At 70.0% G+C, this 14,125-nt stretch carries 12 protein-coding genes and 2 pseudogenes; 10 read left to right on the forward strand and 4 right to left on the reverse strand.

Annotated features, from left to right (window positions below; genetic code table 11):
• Positions 1-148: 148 nt before the first annotated feature.
• From ACZ4SW_RS34515 to ACZ4SW_RS34530, 4 genes are read left to right on the forward strand one after another with little or no spacing between them, the layout of a single operon-like run.
• On the forward strand, positions 149-730 hold the full coding sequence (locus ACZ4SW_RS34515; RefSeq protein WP_468253035.1) for a (2Fe-2S)-binding protein: 582 nt from the start codon (positions 149-151) through the stop codon (positions 728-730).
• Entirely contained in the window at positions 727-1,737 is a 1,011-nt protein-coding gene (locus tag ACZ4SW_RS34520) for an FAD binding domain-containing protein (protein WP_468253036.1), read from the forward strand. The genes ACZ4SW_RS34515 and ACZ4SW_RS34520 overlap by 4 nt, the downstream gene beginning before the upstream one ends.
• Positions 1,734-3,860 (forward strand): xanthine dehydrogenase family protein molybdopterin-binding subunit, encoded by a 2,127-nt coding sequence (locus ACZ4SW_RS34525; protein ID WP_468253037.1) that lies wholly within the window; start codon positions 1,734-1,736, stop codon positions 3,858-3,860. Before ACZ4SW_RS34520 ends, ACZ4SW_RS34525 begins: the two co-directional genes overlap by 4 nt.
• Positions 3,853-4,980 carry an XdhC family protein gene (locus tag ACZ4SW_RS34530; protein ID WP_468253038.1) on the forward strand — a complete coding sequence of 376 codons (1,128 nt, stop codon included), beginning with the start codon at positions 3,853-3,855 and terminating at the stop codon, positions 4,978-4,980. The genes ACZ4SW_RS34525 and ACZ4SW_RS34530 overlap by 8 nt, the downstream gene beginning before the upstream one ends.
• A 198-nt stretch (positions 4,981-5,178) precedes the next feature.
• Here ACZ4SW_RS34530 and ACZ4SW_RS34535 read toward each other — a convergent pair.
• Positions 5,179-5,403: pseudogene (locus tag ACZ4SW_RS34535) on the reverse strand (transposase); the annotation flags it as partial.
• A gap of 84 nt (positions 5,404-5,487) precedes the next feature.
• Between ACZ4SW_RS34535 and ACZ4SW_RS34540 the strand changes: the two are divergent.
• The 4 genes from ACZ4SW_RS34540 (at position 5,488) to ACZ4SW_RS34555 (ending at position 9,335) form a co-directional block, all read left to right on the forward strand.
• Positions 5,488-5,886 (forward strand): DUF427 domain-containing protein, encoded by a 399-nt coding sequence (locus ACZ4SW_RS34540; RefSeq protein WP_468253039.1) that lies wholly within the window; start codon positions 5,488-5,490, stop codon positions 5,884-5,886.
• Between the two features lie 206 nt (positions 5,887-6,092).
• A complete protein-coding gene (locus ACZ4SW_RS34545) occupies positions 6,093-6,719 on the forward strand; it encodes a hypothetical protein (protein ID WP_468253040.1) in 627 nt (208 codons plus the stop codon).
• Positions 6,720-7,165: 446 nt separating this feature from the next.
• Positions 7,166-8,311 (forward strand): hypothetical protein, encoded by a 1,146-nt coding sequence (locus ACZ4SW_RS34550; RefSeq protein WP_468253041.1) that lies wholly within the window; start codon positions 7,166-7,168, stop codon positions 8,309-8,311.
• Between the two features lie 244 nt (positions 8,312-8,555).
• A complete protein-coding gene (locus ACZ4SW_RS34555) occupies positions 8,556-9,335 on the forward strand; it encodes a WD40 repeat domain-containing protein (RefSeq protein ID WP_468253042.1) in 780 nt (259 codons plus the stop codon).
• A 54-nt stretch (positions 9,336-9,389) separates the two neighbouring features.
• Here ACZ4SW_RS34555 and ACZ4SW_RS34560 read toward each other — a convergent pair whose 3' ends face one another.
• Complete coding sequence (locus ACZ4SW_RS34560; protein ID WP_468253061.1) at positions 9,390-10,028, reverse strand: ankyrin repeat domain-containing protein; 639 nt, start codon at positions 10,026-10,028, stop codon at positions 9,390-9,392.
• A 408-nt stretch (positions 10,029-10,436) separates the two neighbouring features.
• Between ACZ4SW_RS34560 and ACZ4SW_RS34565 the strand changes: the two are divergent.
• Positions 10,437-10,631 (forward strand): annotated as a pseudogene (locus ACZ4SW_RS34565) (ATP-binding protein); the annotation flags it as partial.
• Between the two features lie 24 nt (positions 10,632-10,655).
• Here ACZ4SW_RS34565 and ACZ4SW_RS34570 read toward each other — a convergent pair.
• Entirely contained in the window at positions 10,656-11,363 is a 708-nt protein-coding gene (locus ACZ4SW_RS34570) for an MBL fold metallo-hydrolase (RefSeq protein WP_468253043.1), read from the reverse strand.
• A gap of 291 nt (positions 11,364-11,654) precedes the next feature.
• Here ACZ4SW_RS34570 and ACZ4SW_RS34575 point away from each other — a divergent pair, with 291 nt between their 5' ends.
• Positions 11,655-11,867, forward strand: coding sequence for a hypothetical protein (locus tag ACZ4SW_RS34575; protein WP_468253044.1), 213 nt, complete (start codon positions 11,655-11,657; stop codon positions 11,865-11,867).
• Positions 11,868-12,153: 286 nt separating this feature from the next.
• On the opposite strand, the gene ACZ4SW_RS34580 is transcribed toward ACZ4SW_RS34575, so the two are convergent.
• Positions 12,154-14,025 carry a TerD family protein gene (locus tag ACZ4SW_RS34580; RefSeq protein ID WP_468253045.1) on the reverse strand — a complete coding sequence of 624 codons (1,872 nt, stop codon included), beginning with the start codon at positions 14,023-14,025 and terminating at the stop codon, positions 12,154-12,156.
• Positions 14,026-14,125 lie beyond the last annotated feature (100 nt).

Below are 14,125 nucleotides of genomic sequence, written 5' to 3' on the forward strand. Positions count from 1 at the left end.
AGTCGCCAACTGCCACTGTTCCGTCCGAGAAGCCGCACGCTCGCTTCGCCCTCATGGTGCACGCCCGCACGATGCACTTTCCGCGCGCCCGGCGCTCCGGCTGCCGACCCTCTCCCATCTGTCCTGGCAAACGCGAAAGAAGCACCCCATGGCCTTATCGACGTCCAGTGTCATCACCTTGAAGATCAACGGGGAGAAGTACACACTGCCCGTCGACCACCGCACCACCCTGCTCGACGCGCTGCGCGAGCGTCTCGATCTCACCGGCACCAAGAAGGGCTGTGACCAGGGGCAATGTGGCGCCTGCACCGTTCTGCTCGACGGGCGCCGGGCCGTCGCCTGCCTGCAACTGGCCGTCGCGGCCGAGGGCCGCGAGATCACCACCATCGAAGGCGTGGCCGACGGTGAGCGGTTGCACCCCGTTCAGCAGGCGTTCCTGGATCTGGACGGTTTCCAGTGCGGCTACTGCACTCCCGGACAGATCTGTTCGGCGATCGGGGTGATCGAGGAACACGCGGCGGGCTGGCCCAGTGCCGTCACCGAAGACGTCCGTCCCGAAGCGGGGGCACCGGCCCTGACCCCCGACGAGATCCGGGAGCGGATGAGCGGCAACCTGTGCCGCTGCGGCGCGTACGTCTCGATCGTCGAGGCGGTGGCCCGCGCGGCGGAATCCCGGACGGGCGAGGGACGCGTGAACCCCGCAGCGGGTGCGAAGGAGGCCGTGGCATGAGGGAGTTCGGCTATCAGCGGGCGTCCGACGTCGCCGGCGCCGTCGCACTGCTCGGCGCCGATCCGGACGCACGCTTCCTCGCCGGCGGCACCAACCTCGTCGACCTCATGAAGACCGGTGCCGAGCGACCCGCCCGGCTCATCGACATCCGTGAACTCCCGCTCGACGAGATCGAGACGACGCCCGAGGGCGGTCTGCGCGTCGGCGCGACCGTCACCAACGGGGACCTGGCCGCCCACCCCGAGATCCGGCGCCGCTACCCGGCGCTCGCGCAGGCGGTGCTGGCAGGCGCCTCCGGGCAACTGCGCAACATGGCCACGGTCGGTGGGAATCTGCTGCAGCGCACCCGCTGCGGCTACTTCACCGACGTCACCAAACCCTGCAACAAGCGTGTACCCGGCAGCGGTTGCCCCGCCATCGAAGGCGAGCATCGCAACCACGCGATCCTGGGCGCCTCCGACCACTGCGTGGCGGTACACCCCTCGGACATGGCCGTGGCCCTGACCGCATTCGACGCCGTCGTGACGTACGAAACGGCCGACGGACCTGGGGGTACCCCCTCTGAGGGAGAGTTGCCGCTCGCCGAGTTCTACCTGCCTGTCGGCGGCACCCCGCACCTGGAGACGGCCCTGCCCCCGGGCGCGCTGATCACCGGCGTCACCCTGCCGCCCTCCCCGGTCGCCGCGCGCTCGCGTTACCGGAAGGTGCGCGAACGGGCTTCGTACGCCTTTGCGATCGGATCGATCGCCGCCGCGCTGGACGTGCGGGACGGCGTCGTGCACGACGTGCGCCTCGCCTTCGGGGCCGTCGCGTCGCGGCCCTGGCGGGCCCGGACGGCCGAGCGGGTACTGACCGGGGCACCGGCCGGTCCCGAGACGTTCGCCGCCGCCGCGGACGCCGAACTGGCGGCGGCCAAGCCGCTGCCTCACAACGGATACAAGGTCACCTTGATGCGCAACCTCGTCGTGGCCGTCCTGTCCGGACTCGCCGAGGAGACCGCCCGATGACCACCGCGACGTCCCGCACTACGGCGGCGAAGGGCTCCGTCGGCACCGCGCACACCCGTGTGGAGGGTCGCGAGAAGGTCACCGGCGCGGCCCGCTACGCCGGAGAGATCCCCTTCGCGGGCCTCGCCCACGGCTGGCTCGTGCTGTCCACCGTCGCCCGCGGCCGCATCCGGTCGATCGAGACCGAGCCCGTTCTCGCGATGCCGGGCGTTCTCACCGTGCTGCACCATCACAACGCCCCGCGCCTCAACACCGACTACGTAGGCCTGCTGGGAGCCCCGGACCCGACCGTGGCCGTCTTCCAGCACGACCGGGTACCGTACCTCGGCTGGCCGGTCGCGCTGGTCGTCGCCGAGACCTCCGAGCAGGCGAGGGAGGCCGCCGAGGCGCTCGTGGTGCACTACGAGCAGGAGCCGCACGACATCGCGTTCTCCGCGGACCGCCCGGACGCCTACGCGGTGGACGGCCATATGCCGGGAGTGGCGGAAAGGGGTGACCTGGAAGCCGAACTCGCCGCGTCCGCCGTCGTCGTGGACGAGGAATACACCACGCCCGAAGAGCACCACGGCATGATGGAGCCGCACGCGGCGGCGGCCCGCTGGGACGGTGGCCGGCTCGAGGTCGTCGACTCCAACCAGGGCACCACCTGGGTCGCGTCCGAGTTGGCGAACCTGTTCTCGCTCGACCCGAAGTCGGTGCGAGTACGGTCGGAACACGTCGGCGGCGGTTTCGGCAGCAAGGGCGTCCGCGCACACCAGGTGGCCGCCGTGATGGCCGCGACCGTCCTCCAGCGTCCGGTCCGGGTCGTCATGACACGCCGGCAGATGTTCTCCCTCACCGGCTACCGGAGCCCCACGACACAGCGGATCAGGCTCGGCGCCGACGCCGACGGGCGGCTGCGCGCGCTGGAGCACCGTTCCCTGAGCCTCACCTCGACCGTGCACGAGTTCGTCGAGCCGTGTGCCGGCGTGGCCAGGGTGATGTACGACGCCGACGCCCACCACACGGCCAACCGGGTCGTGCGGCTCGACCTGCCGACGCCGACGTTCATGCGCGCGCCGGGTGAGGCACCGGGGTCGTTCGCCGTGGAGTCGGCGCTCGACGAACTCGCCGAGAAGTGCGGGATCGACCCCATCACGCTGCGGATGCGCAACGAGCCCGAGCGGGGTCCCGTCTCCGGGCTGCCGTTCAGCAGCCGCAATCTGCTCGCCTGTTTCCGGGAGGGCGCCCGCAGGTTCGGCTGGGCGGACCGGGACCCGCGCCCCGGCCTGCGCCGCGACGGGCGCTGGCTGCTCGGGACCGGCACGGCGGCGGCGTCCTTCCCCGCCGGAGCCTTGCCGTCCACGGCGGCCGTGACGGCCGAGGCCGACGGAACCTTCACCGTACGGATCAACGCGGCGGACATCGGAACGGGCGCCAGGACCGCGCTCACCCTGGTCGCCGCCGACGCGCTGGGGACGGAACCGGACCGCGTCCACGTATACATAGGGGACAGCGATTTCGGGCCTGCTGGGATCGCCGGCGGTTCGATGGGCACCCGTTCCTGGTCCTGGGCCGTCACGGCCGCGGCCGGGGAACTGCGGGAGCGGCTCGTGCCGGGCGCCGACATCCCCCCGGAGGGCATCACCGTACGGTCGGACACCACCGAGGCCCTCGCGGCCCTCGCACAGAAGGAACGCCACTCCTTCGGAGCGCAGTTCGCCGAGGTCGCCGTGGACCCCGCCACCGGCGAGGTGCGCGTGCGCCGCATGCTCGGAATCTTCGCGGCGGGCCGGATCATCAACCCGCTGACGGCCCGTAGCCAGCTCCTCGGAGGAATGGTCTGGGGCATCTCCATGGCCCTGCACGAGGAGGCGGTCCGGGACCGGGCCTCGGGTGGCCACTACGCCGCCGACCTCGCGGGCTACCACGTCGCCGTCAACGCCGACGTGCCGCACATCGAGGCGGACTGGATCGACGACCCGGACCCCGACGACCCGGTCGGGATCAAGGGCATCGGCGAGGTCGGCATTGTGGGTGCCGCGGCGGCGGTCGCCAACGCGGTCTGGCACGCGACGGGGACCCGCCACCGGAACCTGCCCATCCGGCCTGACCGCGTCCTCATGGCGGGCCGGAATGCTTGACATCGCCTCCGAGCTGAACGGCTGGATGGAGGAGGGACGGGACTTCGCCGTCGCCACCGTCGTGGCCGTCGGCGGCAGCGCTCCCCGGGGTCCCGGCGCCGCCCTGGCGGTCGACAGCGCCGGCACGGTCATCGGCTCGGTCTCCGGCGGCTGCGTGGAAGGAGCGGTGTACGACCTGTGCGTCCAGGCGCTCGAGGACGGCGAAACCGTCCTCGAGCGGTTCGGCTACAGCGACGAGGACGCCTTCGCCGTCGGGCTGACCTGCGGCGGGGTCATCGACGTGATGATCACGCCGGTCCGCGCGGACGGGCCCGCCGCGGCGGTGTTCCGGCAGGCGTTGTCGGCCGCCGTCCGGGGCGAGCCGGTCGCCGTCGCCCGGGTCGCCCGGGGCCCGGCCGGCCTCGTCGGCGCGGCCCTGCTCGTACGCCCGGACGGAACGCACGAAGGCGGGCTCGGTGGTCACCCGGAGCTGGACCGGACGGCGGCGGCCGAGGCCCGGGCCATGCTGGACACCGGGCGCACCGGCACGGTCGGTCTCTCCGAGGACGGTTCGCGCTGCCCCGGCGGTCTCACGCTGCTCGTCGAGGCGAACGTACCGCCGCCCCGCATGATCGTCTTCGGCGCGATCGACTTCGCCGCGGCGCTCGTGCGCGCGGGCAAGTTCCTCGGCTACCACGTGACCGTGTGCGACGCCCGTCCCGTCTTCGCCACCCGGGCCCGCTTCCCCGAGGCCGACGACATCGTCGTCGACTGGCCGGACCGCTACCTGCGGCGCACGGCGACGGACGGACGCACGGCCCTGTGCGTGCTCACCCACGACGCCAAGTTCGACGTCCCCCTGCTGGAGTCGGCCCTGCGGATGCCGGTCGCGTTCGTCGGCGCGATGGGCTCACGCCGCACCCATGAGGACCGCACCCGGCGGCTGCGTGAAGCCGGCCTGAGCGATCACGAACTGGCCCGGCTGAGGTCGCCGATCGGCCTGGACCTCGGCGCCCGTACGCCCGAGGAGACCGCGCTGTCCATCGCGGCGGAGATCGTCGCGACCCGGCGCGGAGGGACGGGCGTCCCCCTGACTGATTCCAAGACGACGATCCACCACGACGAACCACGTGTCGCGTAAGGGGAGGCGGGCCCACGGCATGGGCTCGCCCTCCTCCGTCATCGCATCCCGGGCTTCCGGCCAAGGGGCTCGGCAGCCGGCCGGTGCGGCTTCGGCCGAAGCCCGGCCTGCGCCCGGCCGTCAGGGATCTGTCCGGCGCGGATGCGCGGAAGCTCCGCGATGGCCATCGGGTAGTGGCGCCGGATCAGTGAGACAGGTAGACCAGATCCCTTCGACCGGGTCGAGCTGCGGTGCGTAGGCCGGGAGGCAGTGGACGGTGATCCGGTCCTGGGCCGCGATGAACTCGCGCAAGCGGGGGTCACGGTGGACGTTGAGATTTTCCCAGACCAGGACGGCTGGCCTGCCCGGTTGCCGGTGGGCCGCGATGAGCATGCCACGGTGATCGGTCCAGGCGAAGCTGCGGCACCCGCCGGTCTTGTGGTCCGGCCCCTCCCTCGCCGCAGACCCGAAGGGAACCCCGGGTACGCCGCCGAACTCCAGGGCCGCATCGCCTTCGCCTGGCGGGCGATGGACGCCTTCTACGAGAAGGAGGAACGCATCCTGGGACACGCAGCGGATCCGTACCACCGCATCGACATCCGCAACACCTCCCGCACCCTGGAAGTCCGCCTCGGCGACATCGTGATCGTCCGATCCGGGCATCCCTTGGTGCTCTACGAGTCCGGATTCGCCCCGCGGTGGTACGTCCCGCGCGCCGACATCGACGAGAGCCGACTGCGCCCCGTCGAAGGCCAGACCTTCTGCCCCTACAAGGGCCTGTGCGACTACTACGACATCGGTGACGCGCGTCGTGCCGCCTGGTCGTACCGCAACGCCTACCGGGAGGTCGACCGGAACAGCGACCTGGTGTCCTTCGAACCGGACAGGGTGGAGGTCTTTCTCGACGGCGAGCGCCTGCATCTCTAGCCCGGGCAGAACGCCGTTCCCCACGGCATCGACCGCGTCCTGGACATCGACGAGATCAAGGCCCACTGACCCGACGAGCGCCTGTCCTCCATGGCCCCGGTATTCGGAACCATGGGCAGAGCGGCGGTGTCCCGGTCCCGCTCGGTCGATCCGCAGAATCGGTACCCCGCACATGGACGGGGTGTCGCGGCGACACGGCGGGGCTGGTGAGATCAGGGCTCGAGGTCGACCCTTTGCGGTACCCAGACCGAGCGCTGCGCGCTCTCGCACACTGTGAGCCGGGCCCAGGCCGAGGGCCTGCAGTTGTACGGCGAGGGCGGGCTGCTCCAGCAGCTGAACTCGGAATCGGCTTCGCCGTAAGTCCCGACACCGGACGGGACCTCGTCATGGTGGTCTCCGTCGACGGGCATGGGCTCTTCGACGCGGTCACGGGGGAAAGAATCGCCCGGGACCGCGACCCCGATGACAGCACTCCGGATTCGACGCCCGATCTGTCCTGCCCCGGGCTCGGGCCGGTCACCGGGACCCGAGTGCGCATAGCCGGGCTCTTTGGAGGTGGGCTGCACACCACCACTGCCGACGGCTGGACCCTGGAAGTCGTCAGCTCCGAGTGGCCGCACCACCGTGTTCTGCTCTCCAGGGGCAGCGGCATGCCCCACAGCGGGCCGCACGGTGAACGCTGGTGGCACATCTTCGACTCCGACTACTCGGAACTGCGGGCGGCAGGCTTTTCACCGTCAGGGCGGACGCTCGCAGTCGCTACCAGTAGCGACCTCACGCTCTGGTCGCGCCCAGCGCCGGGGGCGGAGCCCGCCGGCGAGGTCGGCGCGTGATGCGCGACGTGCTCGGCGCGATGCTCGCCGAGCAGACGGCGCCCTGCCGACCGGTACACGAGGCTCTGCTCACCGAAGACCCGGTCGTCTGAGACGACCTCGTTCCCGCGGACCAGATGGCACGCACGTATGCGACCCGGGGCTGCGGCTCACGGACAAGCGCGTCCAGCCGGCGTTGCCCCTCGGGAGCCGTTCTGATCGGTCGGTATGGCGCTGAGTTGGGTCGATGCGGCTGAAGATGACCTGGACGAGGTCGCGGCTGTATGCGGGGGTGGCTGGGCCGGTCAGGGCTTCCTGCAGCAGGTGGGTTGTCCCGGCCCATTGGCGGAAGTCTCCGTGACAGACGAGATCGTCGATCCAAAGGACGTCGTCGGACGGAACGTCGCCCCCGTAAGAATGGGCACATCACAGCACCCTGCATCGCATGTCCGCGAAGGAGCAGCTTCATGACCCGCTACTGCCTCGTGCCCGACCGGCGTGAGCTGATGGCCACATGGGGAACGGGCGAAGGCGACCTCGCCATCCTCATCGCGGCATTGCCCGTCGATGCCGACACCTCCGCGCTCCTGGGCTTGGCTCGCGCCCTTACCCAGCTCTCCGACGCGGCATGGCGCACCTACACACACCCCGCCAGCGCGGCCGACTCCTTGGAGCCGAACACCGAGGGCTGGCGCCGCGAACGAGAACGTAAGCATTTCCGCCAGGTCGTCGACGCGATCACTCAGCCGCACCTCCCCCACGGGGGAACGTTGGTCGTCTCGTACAGCCCCCTCCTGGAGTCCGCCCACCGTGTCGGACGCGCCCTGCGCGGGCTGGACGATCCTCAGCTCATGAAGGCCATCGTCGCTGAAGCCACCACTGAGCTCGCTGCCGTGGAGAATGCAGAACTCGGCAACCTCAGTGGCCGCGCCCAGCAGGCCGTCCTGCTCAGCCGCGAGGACGCTTCCCCCGTCCAGGTAGCGGCCGCTGACGACCTTCTGCGGCAGGATCCCTTCGGCCCCGTCGAGCTTTTCTCCCGCATCGATCCGACCGCAGCCGCCGTCGCGGCGGCCCACTGGCTTGCCGCGGCAGCGGAGGTCGCCGCAGAACCCTCCGGTCAGGACCCCACCCAGGTGGTCCTCGAGGCCGACGACATCGAGGCCCTCCCCCACGAGACCCCCACACTCGTCCTCGGCCTCATGGATGACGGCGCCAGCGCCCACGATGCCGTTACGAGTCTCGTCCGCCACGCCATGCAGATCACCGACGGCTTGCTTCCCGACCCTGCCGCCCTACGCGAGCAACTCGACGATCTGGAGGAAACGGTCGCCGAGTACATCGATGAGGAGGAGACCGACCTCGCCGACCTCGCCTTGCGCCTCACTCCTCTGGACCCCAAACGCCCTGCCCGCGATCTCCTCGAAGATCTCGTTGCGGGCATTTACGGTTGCTGGCTCCTGTACAGCGAGTACACCGATCTCGATGTCGAGTCGGGCACCGACGGCTCCGGGGAAAGGGACGACGAACAGACCGAGGAGCACTACAAGCGCAGTCGCGCACGCTTCGCCGAGCTCGTCCGGCAAGCAGCGCGGGACCGCGCCCCGCTCATCTGAACCGCCCGGCAGCAGCGGCCGCAGTCAGATTCCAGAGATGGTCGTGGCCTGCGGACGGCCATCACACGGGAGGGAACCCCCGACAGCGGACCAGCCCCATGAGCGCGGCGGGCGGCGTAGCGGGCTGGATGCGCCAGCGAGACGCGGATCGGCTCTCGCGCAGCCGCCCGGGGCGGTCCGGTGACGGTCGAACCGGCCCAGACCTGGCCAGGGCCGCGTCCTCGCGCGGGAACGGATCCGGGCTGTGCAGCGGCTCCCGCGGAACACACGGAGTGGGCATAACGATAGGTACCCTTGGGGAGGGCCGGGACGCCCCGCCCACCGCTCAAGCGGGCAGTTACGGCCCGGACGGACGCACCCTGGCAACCGGAAGCAGAGACCACACAGCACGTCTCTGGGACATGGTCGAGGGAACAGTCGCGGCCATGAGCGGACATACCGACCTTGTCTCGTCAGCGGCGTCGATCGGGAGGGCCGCACCCTGGCCACCGGAAGCTACGACCAGACAGTGAAGCTGTGGGATGCGAAGACGAGGGGAACCCGAGCGACTCTTCCGGTCCGCTCCTCGGTGAACGCGCTGGCGTTCAGCCCGGACGGACGCGCCCTGGCCACCGTCGGCAGCCAGGACTCCGCGGTGCGGTTGTGGGACGTGAGCAGCGGACACATCCAGACCACCCTGATCGGCCACACCAACGGGGTCACAGCGGTGGCCTTCAGCCGGGACGGGCGCACGCTGGCCACGGGGAGCGATGACCGGACAGTGCGACTGTGGGACGTCGCCACCCGTCGGGTCCGGGCCACCCTCAACCAGGGCGACCCCGCCACTACCGTGGCGTTCAGCCCCGACGGCCGCAGGCTGGCCACGGGAGGCTTCCACGGCACGCTGCAGATCTGGGATCTCGAGCTACCGGACGTGCCCCAGGCGATCACTCGCATCTGCCAGGCTGTCCACCGGGATCTGACCAAGCAGGAACATACTGCTTACCTTCCTGACCGGTCCAACAGCTCTGGATGCCCAGGGTGAAGTGCGCACTATGCACGGGAGACACGCTAGCTGGGGAGCCGAACGCCGTGTGAATCAGGCACGCGTGTCGTCGATCTTGGAACACCCTTGAGGGGTCACTCGGTAGTGCTCCCCGTCGCCGTAGTCCATCCGCGAGCTGGCGTTCACATGCACATAGTCGTGCTCCAGGTGGTAGAAGAATCCGCCCATCATGCCGATCACCTGAAAGAAGATCTTCATGCGCGGCCCCTCAGTGAGGGGGGACAGCGGCGGCAGCAGGTGCTCGATCTCCTCGAAGCAGCGGCCGGTCGTCTCCCGCAGCAGCGAGTGGAACTGGTGCTCCAGCGCGTCCGAAGGGGCGGGAAGCTGCCGTACCGCGACCGGTTCCAGCAGCTCCAGCAGATGCTTGTGCCCTCGCTCCCGCGCGACGTCGACGGCGCGCCGTCCGTCCCGCGTGCGTTGCGTCCGCCAGGCGCCGTGCGCGATCAGTCGAGAGACGACGGAGAAGTCCGCGCCGTGCCAGGCCGCCTGATGCAGCGCGGTGAAGCCGCTGCGGTTTCCGGGCCGGGGGAGGTTGACCCACCCCGGATTCTTGCCCAGCGCATGGAAGAGACCGTTCCAGTCGGCGTCCCGGGCCATGTCCGCCAACTGGTCCCGCTCGTCCAGGTACCAGCCGTTGAAGCGCTCGCGGTCGGTGATGCCGTCCCAATTCATGGTGATCACGTCTGCACGCTAACCCTCCACCTGCTGCGCCGCCAGCGTCTACCCCGCCAGCCACGACACCGCCGACCACCTCCTGCTGCGCCACTGCAACGAGCAGATCGCCGAATGCGAGCGCCGGATCACCGAAGAAGCCGTTGGTGCTCGTCCAGTGCGTTGACCTGCGAAGTTTTCGGACTTCAGGATTCACGAACTCGGCGCCTGACCGCAGGGGCGGCGGCAGCGGTTCCGCATCCCGTCGGCTACCCCAATAGCCATCCGCCCGGCCATGAGCGACTTCTACGAGTTCTAGCCGGCCCTCGACCTGCCCGGCTCCCTCCTGGCCGCCGACCTCGCGCTGCTGCGCCGGCACCTCCGGGAGCACAGCGGGGAGTCCGCCGACCCGGATGCCTGCCCCCTGCCGAACGCGAGGAGAAGAACAGCGTGGCCATCGCCTCGAACGAGTCGTTCGGAGGCTGGACGAAGACTTTCACCGACCCGCGGCTCTGCGCGGCCATCGTCGACCTTCTCACCTTCAACGGCACGATCATCGAGACCGGCACCGAGTCCTACCGCCTTGCCCAGACCAAGGCCAAGCAGCAACGCTCAGACAAATGATCCGCCGTCATCTCCGTCGCATCCTCAACTGCCGATCTGGGACGCTGCGGCAGCACGCAGAGCTGTCGAAGCCGATCCCACGATCGCGTCGCCGTGGCCGAAGCAGGCCACCTCCGCATCCAGTCGGCTCAAGGCCCGCAAGGATTCCAGAGCACGAGCCCGGTCCGTGTTGAACACGCCGACCATCGTCTTGCCCCCCACGTTTGCTGCAGCATCGCCCAGGAAGAGCACCCCGAAGGCAGGGAGATGAAACGTAGCGCTGCCTGGAGTATGACCCGGCGCAGCCACCACGCGAGCCCCGCCACCGAAGGGAAGAACATCTTGATCACCGACTTCGTGGTCCACCCGCACCGGTGGTGCCGGTGGCAGCTTCGGCTTGCTCTCGAACAAGGCACGTTCCCAATCCGGAGCGTCCGTGAAGACCGGTGGCGGAGCCGATGACTCCCCACGGATCACCCCGGCGTCCAAACGGTGCGCGAACACCTCGACCCCGCCCCACGCGGCGATCTCAGCGGCACCGCCGGCATGGTCCTCATGAAAGTGGGTGAGCACCACACGCCGCAGGTCCCCGGGCTTCAAGCCGACACTCACAATGGCATCGGCGACTGCAGGACCGGCCCCCGCAATCCCAGAGTCGATCAACGTGAGCCCATCCGCATCACGCCACAGATACGCCTGCCCGACGTCGAAACGGAGCAGATGCAGCTCCGGCAACAGCTCAACGATCTCCATAAGCACAACCTAGGCACCGCGGAAGCCTCCCACTCTCCCCTTCGCCTTCAGCAGATAACAACGTGCCCGGACACAAGCTCCGCCGCGCAACGACCAATCGGGGCCAACCCGGGCCGGGACCCGGGGCCAGCCCAAGCCGGAACTCCCCCTCTTCAGCTATCGATCCGGGGCCAGTGCGGACCGGAAAGGCGGGGCCACTTCAGAGCATTAATGCCAGCCCGGATCGGTGGAACGATCGTCGGCCACCTCGCACGTAGCGAACGAGGCCGGGCCCTCACCGCCCGGCAGGAAGTGCATCCCGATGAGTTCGACCAGCTCCGCCAACTCGTGGAATGGCTCGCCACACGGACCAGCACCTTCGGAACCATCGGCTACCTGCGGTTCCTGGAGCACGACGTTCCAGGCGTGCTCACCGCCAACCCCACCGCCGGCACCGCCCGTCGTCCGGCGCTGCCGCCTGAGCGTTCCACGGAAGACCAGCTCATCGCCGGCCTCTGGAGCTGATCGGCTCGCGCATTCCGCTGTCGCCGCTGTGTCCAGTGCTATGCGGGCGGGCAGAGGCCGTCGATGAGGCGGTTGGCGGGACTTCGAGACGTCGAACGGCGGGGCGAGCTTCTTGATTGCACCCACACCAAGATCACTTTCCCGGCAACCAGCAGTTCCGGAGTCCGTCCACGGGCCTGAAAGTCTGCCCCTTCCGCCTACGACGCCGTGGAACGCCAAGTTGCGGTCGTGGCGCCCTTCAACCCGTTCATGCGGCGTGCTCGGAAGACGGGCAAACGCTGACTGGCTATGTGACGTTGACGCCGTGGGCGCGGGCGAGTGCGTCGAGGCCGTCGGCCCAGCCTTGGCCGATGGCGCGGAGTTTCCAGACGGGCCGGCCGTTGGTGGTGTGCCGGTACAGCTCGGCGATGACCATGGCGCGGATGTCGGGGTCGGCGGGCGGCTGGAAGGTCCAGGCGGCCCCGGTGACGCAGTCCATGTACAGGGCTGCGTGGGTGAGGGCGCTGCAGGTCAGGCCGGTGCCGACGTCCATGTTGATGGCGATGGTGACGCGTTGGATGTGGGCGGGCAGGGCGGTGAGGTGGAGGGCTGCGCGTTCGACGGTGTGCGCGCCGTCGGTCTGCTTGCCCAGCAGGCGGGCCGCGCCCTGGGCGGCGGAGGGCTGGTTGTAGAAGACGAAGTCCTCATCACAGGTGACCTGGCCGCCGGTGTCGGTCAGGAAGAGGGTGAGGTCGGCGTCGGCGCCGGCGAAGCTGAAGGCGATGAGCAGCCCTTGCCAGGCCTCCTCGGGCAGCACCAGGTTCTGTCCCGGCGTCAGCGCGGTTGCAGGGGCGTGGCTCGGCAGCGCAGGAGTGTGGGCCGGCGCCGCGGGTGCGGGCGGCGGCGTCAGGGGAGTGGTCTGACTCTTCCACTCGGTGAAGGGGAGGATCCGGTAGGGATCCGGAAGGGGAGCGGAGGATGCGGCAGGTACGTTGGCGCGCAGCTCTCCGTCGAGGCCGGCCAGGGTCCCGTCGCCGGATCCGGTGTCGTCCTGGGCGTGGTCGAGCAGGCTTTGCAGGCCGGGCAGCAGCCTGGTGTCCAGGGGCTTGATGGCGCTGGACGGGTTCCCGGAAGCGGTAGTGGTGACCGAGCAGGCGACGTCCTGGCCGATGTCGAGGAACCGCAGCGCGTCGGTCGCCTCCCGCCACGGGCCTGCTTCGATGGCCTGGCGCGTCCAGCGGCCGTAGGCCACGAACCCCAGACGCTGGGTGTCCGGCAGGCGCGTGAGCACGGCCAGGTCGATGGCGGTGATCCCGGGCGCGACGGCGAACGCCTCCTTGAGCGTGGCGACGATGTTCGACCCCATGGAGGTGAGCCACCACAGGGTGCGGTCGCGCTTGCTGAGGGCCTTGAGAGTGGGGCGCCCGCTGGGGGTGACTCCGGGCGTCTGGTCGGGCAGCGAGTCGATGTCCTGCTGCCGTATCACGACGGACAGCACCGCCTCGTCGACTCCCACCGCGCAGCCCGCGGCGGGGTTGTCGGAGAAGGCGTAGTTGACCGCCTCGCACACGGTTTCCTCGTCGTTGGCGAGCAGGGCCTGCCACCACTGATCGGCCTCGGCGGCCAACTGGCTGTGGACGGCCTGCAGGCGGGCCTGTTCGGCGGCCAGGTAGGCCGGGGCGTCTTCCTCGGCCCTGTGCTTGGCTGCCGCCCGCTCGGCGCGGGCGAAGAGGCCCAACCCGGCCAGGTGGTGGGCTTGGGCTTCTGCCAGGGCCCAGGCCAGGCTCAGTTGCGGAGGCCCCGGCACCACCGGGCGCCGGGCCGGGGTGAAGGACTGCAGGTGGACACTCGTCGTCTGCCGCCGCAGCTCCTTCAACTCGGCGATCGCTGCGTCGCGTTCCGCCTCCTGCCGGGCCCGCTCGGCCTGCCGGCGAGCACGCTCCAGCTGCGCTGCTGAGGGGGCGACCGCCCGCGATCGGCTCGTACGGCTCGTGCTGGTGCGGCGGCGCCCGCCGCCCAGGGAACTGGAGGCGTAGAACGGGCCCACTCCGGAAGAGATCCGCGTGCCGCCGCTGCCCATGCTGATGCGCGCCGCGCGGGGTCCCACCGAGGTGCGTACACCCCGGGTCGAGACCCGCACGCTCATCCCCGGCACACCCACACGGAAGCCGAAAGCCATGGTTCCTCTCCGTTCTTGCCGTCCCCACGCAAGGCGACTGCTCTCGACGACCGCCCGCTTGCTGCATGGCACCACGACAGCCAACTCGACTTGGCCGCAC

This window comes from Streptomyces sp. NPDC028331 (genome assembly GCF_055565775.1).

Coding starts and splice junctions, on each gene's coding strand:
- ACZ4SW_RS34515 (WP_468253035.1), top strand. CDS start 149: ATGGCCTTATCGACGTCCAGTGTCATCACCTTGAAGATCAACGGGGAG.
- ACZ4SW_RS34520 (WP_468253036.1), top strand. CDS start 727: ATGAGGGAGTTCGGCTATCAGCGGGCGTCCGACGTCGCCGGCGCCGTC.
- ACZ4SW_RS34525 (WP_468253037.1), top strand. CDS start 1,734: ATGACCACCGCGACGTCCCGCACTACGGCGGCGAAGGGCTCCGTCGGC.
- ACZ4SW_RS34530 (WP_468253038.1), top strand. CDS start 3,853: ATGCTTGACATCGCCTCCGAGCTGAACGGCTGGATGGAGGAGGGACGG.
- ACZ4SW_RS34540 (WP_468253039.1), top strand. CDS start 5,488: ATGGACGCCTTCTACGAGAAGGAGGAACGCATCCTGGGACACGCAGCG.
- ACZ4SW_RS34550 (WP_468253041.1), top strand. CDS start 7,166: ATGACCCGCTACTGCCTCGTGCCCGACCGGCGTGAGCTGATGGCCACA.
- ACZ4SW_RS34560 (WP_468253061.1), bottom strand. CDS start 10,028: ATGAATTGGGACGGCATCACCGACCGCGAGCGCTTCAACGGCTGGTAC.
- ACZ4SW_RS34570 (WP_468253043.1), bottom strand. CDS start 11,363: ATGGAGATCGTTGAGCTGTTGCCGGAGCTGCATCTGCTCCGTTTCGAC.
- ACZ4SW_RS34580 (WP_468253045.1), bottom strand. CDS start 14,025: ATGGCTTTCGGCTTCCGTGTGGGTGTGCCGGGGATGAGCGTGCGGGTC.